Raw genomic sequence first — 15,325 nt, 5'->3', positions numbered from 1 at the left:
GTGCCCACGTGGGTAGTGTTCTCACCCACCACGGCCCACGCGATCCGACATCGGTCGTTCACGCACCGGCAACCCTACCCAACGGTGTTCGGCCCACGGCTGCGACAGACCGACTGAGAACCTGCCAATTCACAGTGGCGGTCGCGCGACAGGCCCGGGTCAGTGCTTCTCGGGGCCGATGTAGTACTCGAACACCAGGCCGGCGACGCTGCCCAGCACCAGCACAACGCCCGCGCCGATCAGCCACGGCAGCCACAGGGCGATGCCGACGGCGACCACCGAACCGCACAGCGCGACCAGGATCGGCCACCAGCTGTGCGGGCTGAAGAAGCCCAGTTCGCCCGCGCCGTCACTGACCTCGGCCGCCTCGTAGTCCTCCGGGCGGGTGTCCAGCCGACGGGCCACGAACCGGAAGAAGGTGGCCACGATCAGGGCCATCGCGCCGGTCAGCAGCAGTGCGGTGGTACCGGCCCACTCGACGGCGCCCTCGTGGCCGCCACTGGTGCCGAACAGTGCGGTCAGGACCGCGTAGATCACGCCCACCACGATGAAGAAGGTGGCGACGAACTCGAACAGCCTGGATTCGATGCGCATGCGGGTGTCCCTACTTGTTGCTGGCTTGAGGTGCTAGCAGGCCACGGCGGGTGTCGAACGGGTGGGTCGTGGTCGACAGCGGGTCCTGGTGGATCGCCTCCAGGGCCTCCGCGTTGCTCTTACCGGCGACCCGCTGGTCGAGGTACGCCTTGAAGTCGTTGGGCGACACCACCCGAACCTCGAAGTTCATCATCGCGTGGTAGGTACCGCACATCTCGGCGCAGTGACCGACGAACGCGCCTTCCTTGGTGATCTCGCTGATCTGGAAGGTGTTGACCTGGTTGTTGCGCTCCGGCCAGGCCATCACGTCGCGCTTGAAGAGGAACTCCGGCACCCAGAAGGCGTGCACGACGTCCGCGGAGTTCAGCACGAACTGGATGCGCTTGCCGCTGGGCAGCACCAGCACCGGGACCTCCTGGCTGGTCCCCAGCGTCTCGACCTTGTCGAAGTTCAGGAAGGTGCGGTCCTCGGGGTTCAGGCCGCGGATCGGCCCGACCAGTTCCTCGCCGTGCTCGTCGACGCCCTCGGGCTTGGAGGTCATCGCCTCCTTGCGCGCCTTGTCCTCGCCGTCGTAGGTGAGGGTGCCGTCGTGGAAGTCGACCTTCTGGTAGCCGAACTTCCAGTTCCACTGGAACGCGGTGACGTCGACGACGACTTCGGGGTTCGGCTCCTGGTGCAGCATCTTCTCCTGCACGACGACCGTGAAGTAGAAGATGATGGCGACCGCGAGGAACGGCAGCACGGTCAGCCCGAGCTCCAGCGGCATGTTGTAGCCGAACTGCCGCGGCAACTCGGTGTCGGTGGCCTTCTTGCGGTGGAAGATCGCCGCCCAGAAGATCATCCCCCAGACCATCAGGCCGATGACGACCGATGCGATGACCATGCCGATCCAGAGCCGGTAGTTGGCGTGCGCCTCCGGGGTGATGCCCTTGGGCCAGCCGAAGCCGACGACGTCGGTCCAGTCGAAGCTGCATCCGCTGAGCGTCACCGCAAGCAGCCCGAACACGCCGGTTCCCACCAGCGGCCGAACCAGACGGCTACGCCCAACGCCGTGCCCGCGACGTGTCACGTTGGCGCCTCCTGTGTCACAAACTCAAGCCGGCCGACCCGGCGGAGCAGTCGAATACTACGCAGCGTAGACCACCGGGATCGCTCAGGTTCGACGTACCTGCCGGTTGGCTGCCCCGGACGTGTCGGCGCGAGGTCGCTGATGCGGGGCAGCGGCGTCGCGGCGCAGGTGCGGCATACTTATCCGCGATGTGTGGACTGCTGGCCTTCGTGCACGCCCCGGCCGGCACGGCCGACTCCGACCGGGATAGGACCGCCACGGCCGACGCCGTGGCCCGGGCGACCCGTCTCATGCGCCACCGCGGCCCTGACGAACCCGGCGGCAGCTGGGCCGGCGAGCAGGTGGTGTTCGGCTTCAACCGGCTGTCGTTCATCGACATCGCCCATTCCCACCAGCCCATGCGCTGGGGCCCGCCGGAGGCACCGGACCGATACGAGCTGGTCTTCAACGGCGAGATCTACAACTACCTGGAACTACGGGCCGAACTGTCGGCCGAGCACGGCGCGATTTTCGCGACCGACGGCGACGGGGAGGCGATCGTCGCCGGCTACCACCACTGGGGTGTCGAGGTGCTGACCCGGCTGCGCGGCATGTTCGCGTTCGCGATCTGGGACAACGCGACCGGCGAACTGTTCTGCGCCCGCGACCCGTTCGGGATCAAACCGCTGTTCATGGCCACCGGCCCTGGCGGCACCGCAGTGGGCAGCGAGAAGAAATGCCTGCTGGACCTGGCCGACCTGGTGGGATTCGACACCGCCATCGACACCCGCGCGGTCCAGCACTACACCGTGCTGCAGTACGTTCCGGAGCCGGAGACGCTGCACCGCGGCGTGCGTCGGCTCGAATCCGGCTGTTATGCCCGGATCCGCCCGGGGCAGGCACCGCAGACCACCCGGTATTTCCAGCCGAGGTTCGACGCGACGCCGATCACCCGGGGCACCGAACAGGCCCGCTACGACGAGATCACCGCGGTGCTCGAGGACTCGGTCGCCAAGCACATGCGGGCCGACGTGACCGTCGGGGCGTTCCTGTCCGGCGGGATCGACTCGACCGCGATCGCGGCGCTGGCGATCCGGCACAACCCGAAGCTGATCACGTTCACCACGGGTTTCGAGCGGGAGGGCTTCTCCGAGGTGGATGTCGCGGCGGCGTCCGCCGAGGCGATCGGCGCCCGACACGTGGTCAAGGTGGTCTCCCCCGACGAGTTCGTGGCCGCGCTGCCGGAGATCGTGTGGTACCTCGACGACCCGGTGGCCGACCCGGCGCTGGTGCCGCTGTACTTCGTCGCGAAGGAAGCCCGCAAGCACGTCAAGGTGGTGCTCTCCGGCGAGGGCGCCGACGAACTGTTCGGCGGGTACACCATCTACCGCGAGCCGCTGTCGCTGAAGCCGTTCGACTATCTGCCGGGCCCGCTGCGGCGCGGCGCCGGACGTGCGTCGCGCCGGCTGCCCGACGGGATGCGCGGCAAGAGCCTGCTGCACCGCGGCTCGCTGACATTGGAGCAGCGCTACTACGGCAACGCCCGCAGTTTCTCCGATGAGCAGCTGCAGGCGGTGCTGCCCGGGTTCCGGCGCGACTGGCTGCACACCGACGTGACCGGGCCGCTGTATGCGGAGTCCGCCGGCTGGGACCCGGTGGCCCGGATGCAGCACATCGACCTGTTCACCTGGCTGCGCGGCGACATCCTGGTCAAGGCCGACAAGATGACGATGGCGAACTCACTGGAGCTGCGGGTGCCGTTCCTGGACCCCGAGGTGTTCAAGGTGGCCTCGCGGTTGCCGGTGTCGGCCAAGATCACCCGCACCACAACGAAGTACGCGCTGCGCCGCGCCCTGGAGCCGATCGTGCCGGCGCATGTGCTGAACCGGCCCAAACTCGGCTTCCCGGTGCCGATCCGGCACTGGCTGCGCACCGGTGTGCTGCTGGACTGGGCGTACGCGACGGTGAACGCCTCGCAGGCCGGTCATCTGATCGATCTGGACGCGGTGCGGACGATGCTCGATGAGCATCAGCGCGGCGAGAGCGACCACAGCCGCCGGCTGTGGACGGTGCTGATCTTCATGCTGTGGCACGCGATCTTCGTCGAGCACAGTGTGGTGCCGCAGATCAGCGAGCCGGCCTACCCGGTGCAGCTGTAGGAGCGCCCACCCCACCCCTCGCGAGCAGTCGCAAAAGCCCCCAAATCCGGCTGAATTTGGGGGCTTTCGCGTCTGGTCGCGCTACTACTTGAGCGCGGCGCCGATCTCCTTGGCGGCGTCGTCGCCGTAGGCGCCGGCGAGCCGGGTGAGCGCGCTGTCGCGGTCCCACGTCCACTCCTGGGTTCCGGTGGACTCCAGCACCAGCACGGCCACCAGCGAACCGAGCTGCGCGGAGCGCTCCAGGGACAGGCCCGCGCTGCGGCCGGTGAGGAATCCGGCGCGGAACGCGTCGCCCACCCCGGTGGGGTCGGTCTGGCTGTTCTCCGGCACCACCTCGACGTGGATGGTCGTGCCGTCGGGGTCGACCAGGTCGACGCCCTTGGCGCCCAGCGTGGTGACCCGCAGGCCGACCTGCTTCATGACGTCGGCCTCGGTCCAGCCGGTCTTGGACAGCAGCAGGTCCCACTCGTAGTCGTTGGTGAACAGGATGCTGGCGCCGTCGATGAGACCGCGGATCTCCTCGCCGGTCAGCCGGGCCAGCTGCTGCGACGGGTCGGCGGCGAAGGCCAGGCCGAGCTTGCGGCACTCCTCGGTGTGGGCGAACATCGCCTCGGGGTCGTTGGCCCCGATGATCACCAGCTCCGGCTTGCCGACGGCGTCGACCAGCTTGGCCAGCGAGATGTTGCGGGCCTCCGACATCGCGCCCGGGTAGAACGACGCGATCTGGGCCATCTCGGTGTCGGTGGTGCAGACGAACCGGGCGGTGTGCGCGGTGGTCGATTCCAGCACGCCGGCGCAGTTGACGCCGTGCGCCTCGAGCCAGTTGCGGTAGTCGGCGAAGTCGGTGCCGGCCGCCCCGACCAGGGTGGCGTCGCCGCCGAGCACGCCGATCGCGTAGGCGATGTTGCCGGCCACCCCGCCGCGGTGCACCACCAGGTCGTCGACCAGGAAGCTCAAGGAGACCTTCTGCAGGTGATCGGCGAGCAGCTGCTCGGAGAACCGACCGGGAAAGCGCATCAAATGGTCGGTCGCGATCGACCCGGTCACCGCAATCGTCACTGAACTATCCGCCCTTCATCACTGAAACATTGATCTAGCTGAGGTAACCCACGGTAGCGTTCCCGCAGCCCGGGGCGAGCGGCGGGCAGCCGGAACCCCCGACCCGGTGACGACGACGAGCCGCTGCGCGACGGTGTCGCGCAGCGGCTCGGTCGGTCAGTGGCGGTGGTCGATCAGTTGAACGAGTCGCCGCAGGAGCACGAGCCCCCGGCGTTCGGGTTCTCGATCGTGAAGCCCTGCTTGTCGATCTGGTCGGCGTAACCGATGTGCGAACCCTCCAGGTACGGGGCGCTCATCCGGTCGACCGCCAGCTTCACGCCGTCGAACTCCGCGACGATGTCGCCGTCGAGGGTCCGGTCGTCGAAGAACAGGTTGTAGCGCAGGCCGGCGCAGCCGCCCGGCTGGACCGAGATCCGCAGGGTCAGGTCGTCACGGCCCTCCTGCGCGAGCAGCGACTTCACCTTGGCCGCGGCCTCATCGGTCAAGATCACGCCGAGCGGCTCGGTGGTGGTCTGATCCTGAACAGTCATTGCGTCTCCCTAGTGAGATTGATCGTGTGGCGGGTCGGCGTCGAGGTTCCACGGGCACCGGAAACCCACCGGTCCAACGATACCCTGCGGGGCTATCGGGCAGCACCGCCTCTACTGCGGTTTCTGCTCGGTCTCGGGCGGCGGACGACCGATCTGTGCGGCGGTCGCCGACGTCAGGCCGATCAGCTGGTTCGCCGCATCGACCAGCGCGAACCGCACCGAGCCGGCATGGTCGGCGATCGCCCGGGCGGCGAAGACGCCCGCCGCGCGCAGCGCCGGTTCGTCCAGGCAGATCTGGCCGGCCAGCACCAGCACCGGCAACTGCCGGGCCCGCGCGGCGTCGGCCAGCGAACCGACCACCTTGCCGTGCAGTGACTGCTCGTCGAAGCGGCCCTCCCCGGTGACCAGCAGGTCGGCCGCGCCGAGGTCCGCCGCCAGCCCGGTGTGGCGGGCCACGATCTCCGCGCCGGACTCCGCGGTGCCGCCCAGCGCCAGCAACGCCGCGCCGATGCCGCCGGCCGCCCCGGCGCCGGCCGCCGCACTGACCGCCCGGCCGGCGACGGCGTCCAGTTCCGTCGCCCAGGCGGCCAGGCGCGATTCGAGCACCGCCACGGTGGCGGCGTCCGCGCCTTTCTGCGGTCCGAACACCCGGGCCGTGCCCCACGGACCGAGCAGCGGGTATTCGACGTCACAGGCGGCGATCAACTCGATGCCCGCCAGCCGCGCCCGCCCGGCCGCCAGGCCGCCCAGCTGGTCGGTCATGGCGCGGCCGCCATCGGTGCAGGCGCTCCCGCCGAGGCCGACCACGATCCGCTCCGCCCCGGCTCGCAGTGCCGCGTCGATGAGCTGCCCGACTCCCCCGCTGTTGGCCGCGAGCGCGGTCCGCGGCGACGGCGGTTCGCCCAGCAGCGCGAGGCCGCAGGCCTGAGCGCATTCCAGGTAGGCGGTCTTCGAGTCGGCGTCGAACACCCACTCGGCGTCCGCCGGCTCGCCTAGCGGGCCGCAGACACCGAGTCGGCGCACCTCCCCCAGCCGGGCGGCCAGCACCGCGACGAACCCCGGCCCGCCGTCGGACTGCGGCGCGATCGTCAGCCGGTCGCGGGGCCGGCTGCGGTGCCAGCCGGTGGCGATGGCCCCGGCCGCCTGCACCGCGGTCAGGCTCTCCCCGTAACAATCCGGCGCGATCAACACCCGGAGCACGGTCGCCCTCGGGTCGGCAGACGCACCCACGCCACCCATACCGGCAGGGTATAAGAGCCATGCGGACGGCGCGGTCGGCCGGGCAAGTAATCTGGCGGGCGTGAAGTTGCCTGGTCGTAAGAGAGACGCCGAGCGCAGCGGCGGCGCCGTCGACCTCGTCAGCACCGCCGGCGCCGAACTCGACGCCGCAGCCGCGCCCGGCGGCACCGCCCCCAAGGGGCGGCCCACCCCGAAGCGTGACGCGAAACGGCGCGGTCCGGTGGCACCGGCGCCGATGACCTCCGCCGAGGCCCGCGCCCGGCGCAAGGCGCTGGCCGGTCCGAAGCTGAGCAAGGAAGAACGGCGGCGCAAGAAGGAACAGCTTCGCGAGCGCCGATCCGATCATCACCAGCGGATGCTCGCCGGTGACGAGACGGCGCTGCTGGAACGCGACCGGGGACCGGTCCGGCGGTACATCCGCGACGTCGTCGACACCCGGCGCAACCTGCTGGGCCTGTTCATGCCGACGGCGCTGGCGGTGGTGTTCGTGGCGATGGCCGACCCGCGGCTGCAGTTCTACATCACCCCGGCGATGATGCTGCTGATGGTGCTGATGGCGGTCGACGCCGTGGTGCTGACCCGCAAGATCGGCCGACTGGTCGACGCCAAGTTCCCGAATAACACCGAGAGCCGGCTGCGGCTGGGGCTGTACGGGGCGCAGCGGGCGTCGACGGTGCGCCGGATGCGGACCCCGCGCCCGCAGGTGCAGCGCGGCGACAAGCTCGACTGAGCTCCCCTCGGGCCGATCGCCATGGATTTCGCCGCGGTGCTCCCGCCGGACGCCGACGCGGCCGACGCCGCCCGTGCTCGTCAGGACGCGCTCACCAAACCGCTCGGTTCCCTGGGTCGCCTGGAGGAACTGTCGATCTGGCTCTCCGCATGCCAGGGGCGGTGTCCGGCAACGCAATTCGAGCGCGCCCGAGTGGTGGTGTTCGCCGGGGACCACGGCGTCACCCGGGCCGGCGTCTCCGCCTACCCCGCGGAGGTGACCGCGCAGATGGTCGCCAACATCGACCGCGGCGGGGCTGCCATCAACGCGCTCGCCGCGGCCGGCGGCGCCGGGGTGCGGGTGATCGACATGGCGCTCGACGCCGACCCGCTGTCCGACGACATCAGCCGGTATCGGGTCCGACGCGGCAGCGGTGACATCAGCGTCGAGGACGCCCTGACCGCCGATCAGGTGGTCGCCGCGGTCGACGCGGGCCGCCGGATCGCCGACGACGAGGTGGACGCCGGCGCCGACCTGCTGATACCGGGCGACATGGGGATCGGGAACTCCACCCCCGCAACGGCTTTGATCGCCGCCCTGACCGGGACGGAGCCGGTCGACGCGGTCGGTTACGGCACCGGGATCGACGACGCCGGCTGGGCCCGCAAGACTGCCGCGGTGCGCAATGCGCTGTTCCGCGCGCGGCCGGAACGCGCGGATCCCCTCGGCCTGCTGCGCTGTTGCGGCGGAGCCGACCTGGCGGCGCTGGCCGGGTTCTGCGCCCAGGCGGCGATCCGGCGGACCCCGGTGCTGCTCGACGGCCTGGCGACGACGGCGGCGGCCCTGGTCGCCGAACGGCTCGCTCCCGGCGCGCGACTGTGGTGGCGGGCCGGACACCGGTCGGTGGAACCGGCGCACGCCCTGGCCTGCACCGCGCTGGGCCTGGAACCGATCCTGGATCTTCGGATGCGCCTCGGCGAGGGCACCGGAGCCGCGGCGGCGCTGCCGATCCTGCGCGCGGCGGTCGCCACGCTGTCGTCGATGTCGACGTTCGACGAAGCCGGCATCACCGGACCGCACCCGTGATCCGCTCGCTGAGCGCGGCGGTGGCGCTGGGCACGGCGCTGCCGATGCCGCTCGGCGACCGCCCACCGGGGCGCGGCGCGATGACGGCGCTGCCGGTGGTCGGGGCCGCACTCGGTGCGCTCGCCGCGGGTGTGGCGTGGGCCGGTGCGCAGGCGTTCGGGCCGACGAATCCGCTGATCGGCCTGCTGACGGTGGCGGCCCTGCTGGCGGCGACCCGCGGCCTGCACATCGACGGGGTGGCCGACACCGCGGACGGCCTCGGCTGCTACCGGCCGGCCCCGCAGGCGCTGCAGGTGATGCGCGACGGGTCGACCGGGCCGTTCGGGGTGGTCGCGGTGGTGCTGGTGATCGGCCTGCAGGCGCTGGCGTTCAGCGCGCTGTCGCCGGCGGCGATCGTGACCGCGGTTTGCGCCGGCCGGGTGGCGGCGGTGCTGGCCTGCCGGCGCGGCGTTCCGGCGGCGGCGGGCAGCAGCCTCGGGATCACCGTCGCCGGCACGCAGCCGATCCCGGTGGTGGCCGTCTGGGTGGCGGTGCTGGCGGGCGGTGCGGCGTGGGCGGCGCCGCTGCCGTGGCAGGGGCCGGTGTGCGTGCTGGCGGGACTGGCGGGCACCGCCGCACTGGTCCGGCACTGCGTCCGGCGGTTCGGCGGCATCAACGGCGACGTGCTGGGTGCGGCGATCGAATGGGCGACGGCGGTGACGGCCGTGCTGCTGGTGGCGTGCGCCCAGTAGCAGACCGTCGAACCGACAAAATGCACACAATTCTCCACATTAGTAGCGTGCCGTACCGCAATGGGGTTGAATAACGCCTGGGGGTTGGGAACAGCACCGGGGAGGGACTGCTCAATGGCACGTCACCACAGGTACAGCAAACGCAGCAGGGAGTCGCGCAAAGCGCTGATCGGTGTCACCGACACCTGGTCACGATGGGACGACCCACCCGCCGACGTCTACGACGATCCGACCGACCTGGCCGTACCCGACGAGTACCGGTACGGGTCCGCCGTCCGCTGATCCGATCGGGATCAGTCCAGCCGGGCCATCCAGCCGTGCGTGTCGGCGAACGTGCCCCGCTGAATGCCGGTGAGCGTGTCGCGCAATGCCATCGTCACCTCGCCGGGCTGACCGTCGGCGATGGTGAACTCCCCGTCGGCGGATTTGATCCGCGACACCGGGGTGATGACGGCGGCGGTGCCGCAGGCGAACACCTCGGTGATCTCGCCGGCCGCCGCCTTCTTCTGCCATTCGGTGATGTCGATCTTGCGTTCCTCGACCGCGAATCCGGCGTCGGTTGCCAACTGCAGCAACGAATCCCGGGTGATGCCCGGCAGCAGGGACCCGGACAGCTCCGGGGTGACCAGCCGGGCCGATCCGCCGCTGCCGAAGACGAAGAACAGGTTCATCCCGCCCATCTCCTCGACGTAGCGGCGTTCGGCGGCGTCCAGCCACACCACCTGGTCGCAGCCGTTGTCGGCCGCCTGCGCCTGGGCGATCAGCGAAGCGGCGTAGTTGCCGCCGAACTTCGCGGCGCCGGTGCCGCCGGGGCAGGCCCGCACGTACTCCGTCGACAGCCAGACGCTGACCGGTTTGACGCCGCCCTTGAAGTACGCACCGGCCGGTGAACCCATCACGAGGTAGCGGTACTCGTTGGCCGGCCGCACCCCCAGACCCGGCTCGGTGGCGAAGACGAACGGCCGCAGGTACAGCGACTCCTCACCGCCGGCCGGCGGCACCCAGGCGCTGTCGACGGCGATCAGCTGGCGCAGCGATTCGATGAACAGTTCGTCGGGCAGCTCCGGGATCGCCAGCCGCCGCGACGACGCGCGCAGCCGGGCGGCGTTGGCCTCCGGCCGGAACGACACGATCGAGCCGTCGGTCCAGCGGTAGGCCTTCAGCCCCTCGAACACCTCCTGCGCGTAGTGCAGCACGATCGCCGACGGGTCGAGTTCGATCGGCCCGTACGGGATGACCCGAGCGTTGTGCCAGCCGGCGGCGACGGTGTAGTCGATGGAGACCATGTGGTCGGTGTGGAACTTGCCGAAACCCGGTTCCGCCAGAATGGATTTGCGCACCTCGTTCGCGGTCGGATTAGCGGTGACCGACACGGAGAACTCAGGGAGGCCGCTTTTCATGCAGCGATTGTATATCCGCCGCGCTAGCGGGTTTTTGCTGTCACGAACGGCGGCCGGACCACCTCGCACTCGACCGCCCGGCCGCGCACGTCGACGCTGACCCGGGCACCGTCCTCGACGCCGGCGGCACTGTCGATCAGCGCCAGCGCGATACCGGTGTTCAGGGTCGGCGAGAACGTGCCCGACGTGGTGACCCCGACCTGCCGGTCCCCGTCGACACCAGCACTGAGGACCGCCAGATCCGCCCGCAGCACGCCGCGGCCGGTGACCTTCAGCCCGCGCAGTCGCCGCGCCGGGCCGGCCGCCTTCTCCGCCAGCAGCGCGTCACGGCCGAAGAACGCCGGTTTGTTCCAGCCGATCGCCCAGCCGCAGCCGGCCTGCAACGGCGAGATGTCCAGTGCCAGTTCGTGTCCGTGCAGCGGGTAGCCCATCTCGGTGCGCAGCGTGTCGCGGGCGCCGAGACCGGCCAGTTCGCCGCCGGCCGCCTTCACCACCGTCACCAGCGCATCGAACACCACCGCGGCCGAATCCCACAGCGGCAGCAGTTCATAGCCGTGTTCGCCGGTGTACCCGGAACGGCAGACGCGCACCGGTACGTCGGCGTAGCTGGCGTCGACGTAGGCCATGTAGTCCATCTCGGTCGGCAGGCCCAGCCCGGCGATCACGTCGGCGGCCCGCGGGCCCTGCACCGCCAGCACCGCGCGTGACCGGTGCTCGTCGGTGACCGTCACCCCGGCGGGTGCCACGGCCTGCAGCGCAGCCACCACCGCCGCGGTGTTGGCCGCGTTCGGCACCAGGAAGATCTCGTCGTCGGAGACGTAGTAGGCGATGAGGTCGTCTATGACACCGCCGGTTTCGGTGCAGCACAACGTGTACTGCGCCTTGCCGGGACCGATCCGCGTCAGGTCGTTGGTGAGGCACGAGTTGATGAACGCCGCCGCGCCCGGACCGCGCACGGTCGCCTTGCCCAGATGACTGACGTCGAACAGGCCGACGGTGTTGCGGGTCGCGTTGTGTTCGGCGACTGTGCCCGCATACGAGACCGGCATCAGCCAGCCGCCGAACTCGGCGAAGCTGGCGCCCAGTTCGCGGTGTCGGTCTTCCAGGGGTCCGTGTTGCGGTTCGCTCACGACGAGCCACCTTAGTCGGCACACTTGGTGGGGTGATCGATTTGGCTGCGCTGCAGGCTGCCGGGGTCGCCGACGCCCCGGCCCGGGCCGGGCTCATCGAGTACCTGGACGGGCTGGGGTTCACCGCCGAGCAAATGGTCGAGGCCGAGCGCCGCGGGCGGCTGTTCGGGCTGGCCGGTGACGTCCTGGGCTGGTCCGGCCCGCCGATCTACAGTCTGCGCAGCGCCGCGGAGACACTCGGTGTCCCGGTCGAGGAGGTGGCACGAGCCTGGGTCATGCTCGGCCTGACCATCGCCGATCGCGACGAACTCGCACTGAGTCAGGCCGACGTGGACATGCTCACGACCTGGATCGAGATGCGGTCGTTCCTCGGCGAACCCGTGGACGCCTTTCTGCGGGTGCTCGGAGCGACGATGGCCCGGCTGGCCGAGGCGGAGTCGAGCATGATCCGGAACACCCAGCCCGACGTGTGGCTCGGCCACACCGACGACGAACTCACCACCGCGCGGGCCTGGCGCGCAGCCGCGGGCTTCATCCCCCGGATCGGCGCGATGCTCGATGCGGTCCACCGCCATCACCAGGTCGGGACCAGGACTTTTCTGGAAGGCCTGGCGGGGAGCCCGTCGGCGGGAATCGTGTGCGGTGTGGGTTTCGCCGACCTGTCCGGTTTCACCGCGCTGACCCGGGTACTCACCCCGCCGGAACTGTCGGCGCTGCTCACCGAGTTCGGCGGGACCGTCGCCGACATGGTGCACGCCGACGGCGGCCGGGTGGTGAAGTTCATCGGCGACGCCGTGATGTGGGTCAGTTCGACACCCGAACTGCTGGCCAAGGCGGCCGTCGACCTGGTGACCCATCCGAAGGTGGCCGAGGCCGGCCTTCAGGTGCGCGCCGGACTCGGCTATGGCGAGATACTGCCGCTCGCGGGCGACTACTTCGGCAATCCGGTGAACCTGGCCGCGCGACTGGTCGGCGCCGCCGCGCCCGGACAGATCCTGGTAGCCGACAACGTCCGCGATCTCCTGCCCGACTGGCCGGTGACGCCGTTGGATCCGTTGTCGCTCAAGGGCTTCGACGCGCCCATCACCGCATATGAGCTGAACCTGTCCACCGATCGTTAGGGTGAGTGCTTGTGAGCACCGCACCCGGATTCCCCGTCCCCACCGTCACCGCCGTCACCGCCCTGCCCGCCGATCCCGGCGAGGCCGTGCTGATCGTCCCGGTCGTCGCCGCCGACGACGAGTCGGGCGTGCGGGTCGCCGCGACCGACCCGGCGCTGCCGGCCGCGGCGGTCGCCGAGATCGAGGCCGGCCTGGCCGCACTGAACGCCAAGGGCGGCACCGAGCAGGTGAGCCGGCTGGTGGTGGCGGAACTTCCGGTGGCCAGCGTGCTGACTGTCGGGCTGGGCCAGCCCCGTGACTCCTGGCCGGCCGAGACGATCCGTCGCGCCGCCGGCGCCGCGGCCCGGTCCCTGACCGGTGCCCGCAGCGTGATCAGCGCGCTGGGGGCGCTGCCCGGCGACGGGGTCGTCGCCGCCGGCGTCGAAGGGCTGATCCTCGGCGGCTACCGTTTCACCGCCTTCCGCAGTGCCAAGACCGCTCCGAAAGACCCGGCGCTGGCGACGATCACGGTCCTGAGCAGCGCCGCCGACGCCGACGAGCAGGTGGCGCACGGATCCGACGTGGCGGCCGCGGTCGCCACCGCCCGGGACTTCGTCAACACCCCCCCGAGCCATCTGTATCCGGCCGAGTTCGCCGACCGGGCCCGGGCGCTGGGCGAGTCCGCCGGCCTGGATGTCGAGGTGCTCGACGAGCAGGCGCTCGCCGCCGCCGGCTACGGCGGGGTGATCGGCGTCGGCCAGGGCTCGTCGCGCGCACCGCGACTGGTGCGGCTGGCCTACCGGCCGGCGGCGCCGGTCAAGAAGGTGGCACTGGTCGGCAAGGGCATCACGTTCGACACCGGCGGCATCTCGATCAAACCGGCCGCCAACATGCACCACATGACCTCGGACATGGGCGGGGCGGCTGCGGTGATCGCAACCGTGGTGCTGGCCGCGCGGCGGCGGCTGCCGGTCGAGGTGATCGCCACGGTGCCGATGGCCGAGAACATGCCGTCGGCCACCGCGCAGCGCCCCGGCGACGTGCTCACCCAGTACGGCGGCATCACGGTGGAGGTGCTCAACACCGACGCCGAGGGTCGGCTGATCCTGGCCGACGCGATCGTGCGGGCCTGCGAAGACGGTCCGGACTACCTGATCGAGACGTCGACGCTGACCGGCGCGCAGACCGTCGCACTGGGCAACCGGACCCCCGGGGTGATGGGCTCCGACGAGTTCCGGGATCGGGTGGCCGGGATCTCGCAGGCGGTCGGCGAGAACGCCTGGGCGATGCCACTGCCCGACGAACTCAAGGACGACCTGAAGTCGACCGTGGCCGATCTGGCGAACGTCAGCGGACAGCGTTTCGCCGGCATGCTGGTCGCGGGCACCTATCTGCGCGAGTTCGTCGCGGCCGGGGTGGCCTGGGCGCATATCGACGTCGCCGGTCCGGCCTACAACGCATCCGGTCCGTGGGGATACACCCCCAAGGGCGGCACCGGGGTGCCGACCCGGACCATGTTCGCCGTACTGGAGGACATCTCCGCCCGGGGCTGAGGTTCGCCGCCCGGGGCTGAGCAATGGCCGGCTCCGGCGCCAATCACCGGTCAGCACAGCGCATTTGAGCTGTGTTGCTGGATGCCGCGCGCGATCCGAGCCGCACCGGCGTCGCGGCGGGCCGACAGCCCCACCTGGTTGCGCGGCGACCGCACCGCAATGACAGGATGGTTGGGACAGTCCGCCCGCCTGCGCCACCCGGTGTTCGCCGCTGTGGTAAGCCAGAGGACGAGGCAGAGCGGCACACCGATCGATCGAGGAGTCAACAGCGATGGCGTTCTCAGTTCAGATGCCGGCACTCGGTGAGAGCGTCACCGAGGGAACCGTCACCCGCTGGCTCAAGCAGGAAGGCGACACCGTCGAGGTCGACGAGCCACTGCTGGAGGTTTCCACCGACAAGGTCGACACCGAGATCCCGGCGCCGGTCTCCGGCGTGCTCACCAAGATCGTCGCCCAGGAGGACGACACGGTGGAGGTCGGCGGCGAGCTCGCGGTGATCGGCGAGGCCGGCGAATCCGCCGCCGCACCCGCTGCACCGGCCGCCGCGCCTGCCGCACCGGCACCCGAGCCCGCGGCACCCGCGCCCACCCCGCCGCCCGCCCCCGCGCCCGAGCCGGCGGCCCCGGCTGCGGCCGCCCCCGCCGGCGGCGGCACCCCGGTGCTGATGCCGGAGCTGGGCGAATCGGTCACCGAGGGCACCGTCACGCGCTGGCTGAAGCAGGTCGGCGACTCGGTCGCCGAGGACGAGCCACTGGTGGAGGTCTCCACCGACAAGGTCGACACCGAGATCCCGTCGCCGATCGCCGGCACCCTGCTCTCGATCACCGCGCCGGAGGACGCCACCGTGGCGGTCGGCGGCGAACTGGCCAAGATCGGCACGGCGTCGGCGGCAGCGCCGGCCCCGGCCGCCGCACCTCCGGCACCGCCGGCCCCGGCAGCCGCTCCGACGCCTCCCCCGGCACCGCCGGCACCCGCACCCGCACCGCC

General features: G+C 70.9%; 15 protein-coding genes. 8 read left to right on the top strand and 7 right to left on the bottom strand.

Annotated features, from left to right (window positions below; genetic code table 11):
- Positions 1 to 159: 159 nt before the first annotated feature.
- On the bottom strand, positions 160 to 594 hold the full coding sequence (locus KIH27_RS05035) for a cytochrome c oxidase subunit 4 (protein ID WP_214091842.1): 435 nt from the start codon (positions 592 to 594) through the stop codon (positions 160 to 162).
- A gap of 10 nt (positions 595 to 604) precedes the next feature.
- Positions 605 to 1,663 (bottom strand): aa3-type cytochrome oxidase subunit II, encoded by a 1,059-nt coding sequence (gene ctaC, locus KIH27_RS05030; protein ID WP_214091841.1) that lies wholly within the window; start codon positions 1,661 to 1,663, stop codon positions 605 to 607.
- 188 nt (positions 1,664 to 1,851) lie between these two features.
- Between ctaC and asnB the strand changes: the two genes are divergently transcribed.
- Positions 1,852 to 3,801, top strand: coding sequence for an asparagine synthase (glutamine-hydrolyzing) (asnB, locus tag KIH27_RS05025; protein WP_214091840.1), 1,950 nt, complete (start codon positions 1,852 to 1,854; stop codon positions 3,799 to 3,801).
- 84 nt (positions 3,802 to 3,885) lie between these two features.
- Here asnB and KIH27_RS05020 read toward each other — a convergent pair whose 3' ends face one another.
- From KIH27_RS05020 to KIH27_RS05010, 3 genes are all read right to left on the bottom strand, one after another.
- Positions 3,886 to 4,860 carry a carbohydrate kinase family protein gene (locus KIH27_RS05020; protein WP_214091839.1) on the bottom strand — a complete coding sequence of 325 codons (975 nt, stop codon included), beginning with the start codon at positions 4,858 to 4,860 and terminating at the stop codon, positions 3,886 to 3,888.
- A 173-nt stretch (positions 4,861 to 5,033) separates the two neighbouring features.
- Positions 5,034 to 5,390 (bottom strand): HesB/IscA family protein, encoded by a 357-nt coding sequence (locus tag KIH27_RS05015; RefSeq protein WP_214091838.1) that lies wholly within the window; start codon positions 5,388 to 5,390, stop codon positions 5,034 to 5,036.
- Between the two features lie 111 nt (positions 5,391 to 5,501).
- Entirely contained in the window at positions 5,502 to 6,629 is a 1,128-nt protein-coding gene (locus KIH27_RS05010) for a glycerate kinase family protein (RefSeq protein WP_214091837.1), read from the bottom strand.
- A gap of 61 nt (positions 6,630 to 6,690) precedes the next feature.
- Between KIH27_RS05010 and KIH27_RS05005 the strand changes: the two genes are divergently transcribed.
- From KIH27_RS05005 to KIH27_RS04990, 4 genes are all read left to right on the top strand, one after another.
- Positions 6,691 to 7,359 (top strand): DUF3043 domain-containing protein, encoded by a 669-nt coding sequence (locus KIH27_RS05005; protein WP_214091836.1) that lies wholly within the window; start codon positions 6,691 to 6,693, stop codon positions 7,357 to 7,359.
- Between the two features lie 21 nt (positions 7,360 to 7,380).
- A complete protein-coding gene (gene cobT, locus KIH27_RS05000) occupies positions 7,381 to 8,424 on the top strand; it encodes a nicotinate-nucleotide--dimethylbenzimidazole phosphoribosyltransferase (protein WP_214091835.1) in 1,044 nt (347 codons plus the stop codon).
- Positions 8,421 to 9,155, top strand: a complete 735-nt coding sequence (locus KIH27_RS04995) for an adenosylcobinamide-GDP ribazoletransferase (RefSeq protein WP_214091834.1) — start codon at positions 8,421 to 8,423, stop codon at positions 9,153 to 9,155. Before cobT ends, KIH27_RS04995 begins: the two co-directional genes overlap by 4 nt.
- Before the next feature lie 114 nt (positions 9,156 to 9,269).
- Positions 9,270 to 9,437 carry a hypothetical protein gene (locus tag KIH27_RS04990; RefSeq protein ID WP_214091833.1) on the top strand — a complete coding sequence of 56 codons (168 nt, stop codon included), beginning with the start codon at positions 9,270 to 9,272 and terminating at the stop codon, positions 9,435 to 9,437.
- An 11-nt stretch (positions 9,438 to 9,448) separates the two neighbouring features.
- On the opposite strand, the gene KIH27_RS04985 is transcribed toward KIH27_RS04990, so the two are convergent.
- Positions 9,449 to 10,555 (bottom strand): branched-chain amino acid aminotransferase, encoded by a 1,107-nt coding sequence (locus KIH27_RS04985; protein WP_214091832.1) that lies wholly within the window; start codon positions 10,553 to 10,555, stop codon positions 9,449 to 9,451.
- Positions 10,556 to 10,578: 23 nt separating this feature from the next.
- Positions 10,579 to 11,685 carry a glycine cleavage system aminomethyltransferase GcvT gene (gene gcvT / locus KIH27_RS04980; protein WP_214091831.1) on the bottom strand — a complete coding sequence of 369 codons (1,107 nt, stop codon included), beginning with the start codon at positions 11,683 to 11,685 and terminating at the stop codon, positions 10,579 to 10,581.
- Between the two features lie 32 nt (positions 11,686 to 11,717).
- Between gcvT and KIH27_RS04975 the strand changes: the two genes are divergently transcribed.
- The 3 genes from KIH27_RS04975 to KIH27_RS04965 all read left to right on the top strand — a co-directional run.
- A complete protein-coding gene (locus KIH27_RS04975; RefSeq protein WP_214091830.1) occupies positions 11,718 to 12,806 on the top strand; it encodes an adenylate/guanylate cyclase domain-containing protein in 1,089 nt (362 codons plus the stop codon).
- Between the two features lie 11 nt (positions 12,807 to 12,817).
- Complete coding sequence (locus KIH27_RS04970; protein WP_214091829.1) at positions 12,818 to 14,338, top strand: leucyl aminopeptidase; 1,521 nt, start codon at positions 12,818 to 12,820, stop codon at positions 14,336 to 14,338.
- 271 nt (positions 14,339 to 14,609) lie between these two features.
- On the top strand, positions 14,610 to 15,325 hold a 716-nt coding region (locus KIH27_RS04965; protein WP_284144687.1), incomplete at its 3' end, for a biotin/lipoyl-containing protein.

The organism is Mycolicibacter acidiphilus (genome assembly GCF_018455725.1).
In the GTDB taxonomy this organism is placed as follows: Bacteria; Actinomycetota; Actinomycetes; order Mycobacteriales; family Mycobacteriaceae; genus Mycobacterium; species Mycobacterium acidiphilum.
This window is presented reverse-complemented; position numbering and strand designations above follow the sequence as displayed.

Excerpts from the sequence above, each read along its gene's own strand:
- KIH27_RS04985 (WP_214091832.1), bottom strand. The coding sequence starts at position 10,555 with ATGAAAAGCGGCCTCCCTGAGTTCTCCGTGTCGGTCACCGCTAATCCG.
- KIH27_RS05015 (WP_214091838.1), bottom strand. The coding sequence starts at position 5,390 with ATGACTGTTCAGGATCAGACCACCACCGAGCCGCTCGGCGTGATCTTG.
- KIH27_RS05010 (WP_214091837.1), bottom strand. The coding sequence starts at position 6,629 with ATGGGTGGCGTGGGTGCGTCTGCCGACCCGAGGGCGACCGTGCTCCGG.
- cobT (WP_214091835.1), top strand. The coding sequence starts at position 7,381 with ATGGATTTCGCCGCGGTGCTCCCGCCGGACGCCGACGCGGCCGACGCC.
- KIH27_RS05035 (WP_214091842.1), bottom strand. The coding sequence starts at position 594 with ATGCGCATCGAATCCAGGCTGTTCGAGTTCGTCGCCACCTTCTTCATC.
- KIH27_RS04990 (WP_214091833.1), top strand. The coding sequence starts at position 9,270 with ATGGCACGTCACCACAGGTACAGCAAACGCAGCAGGGAGTCGCGCAAA.
- asnB (WP_214091840.1), top strand. The coding sequence starts at position 1,852 with ATGTGTGGACTGCTGGCCTTCGTGCACGCCCCGGCCGGCACGGCCGAC.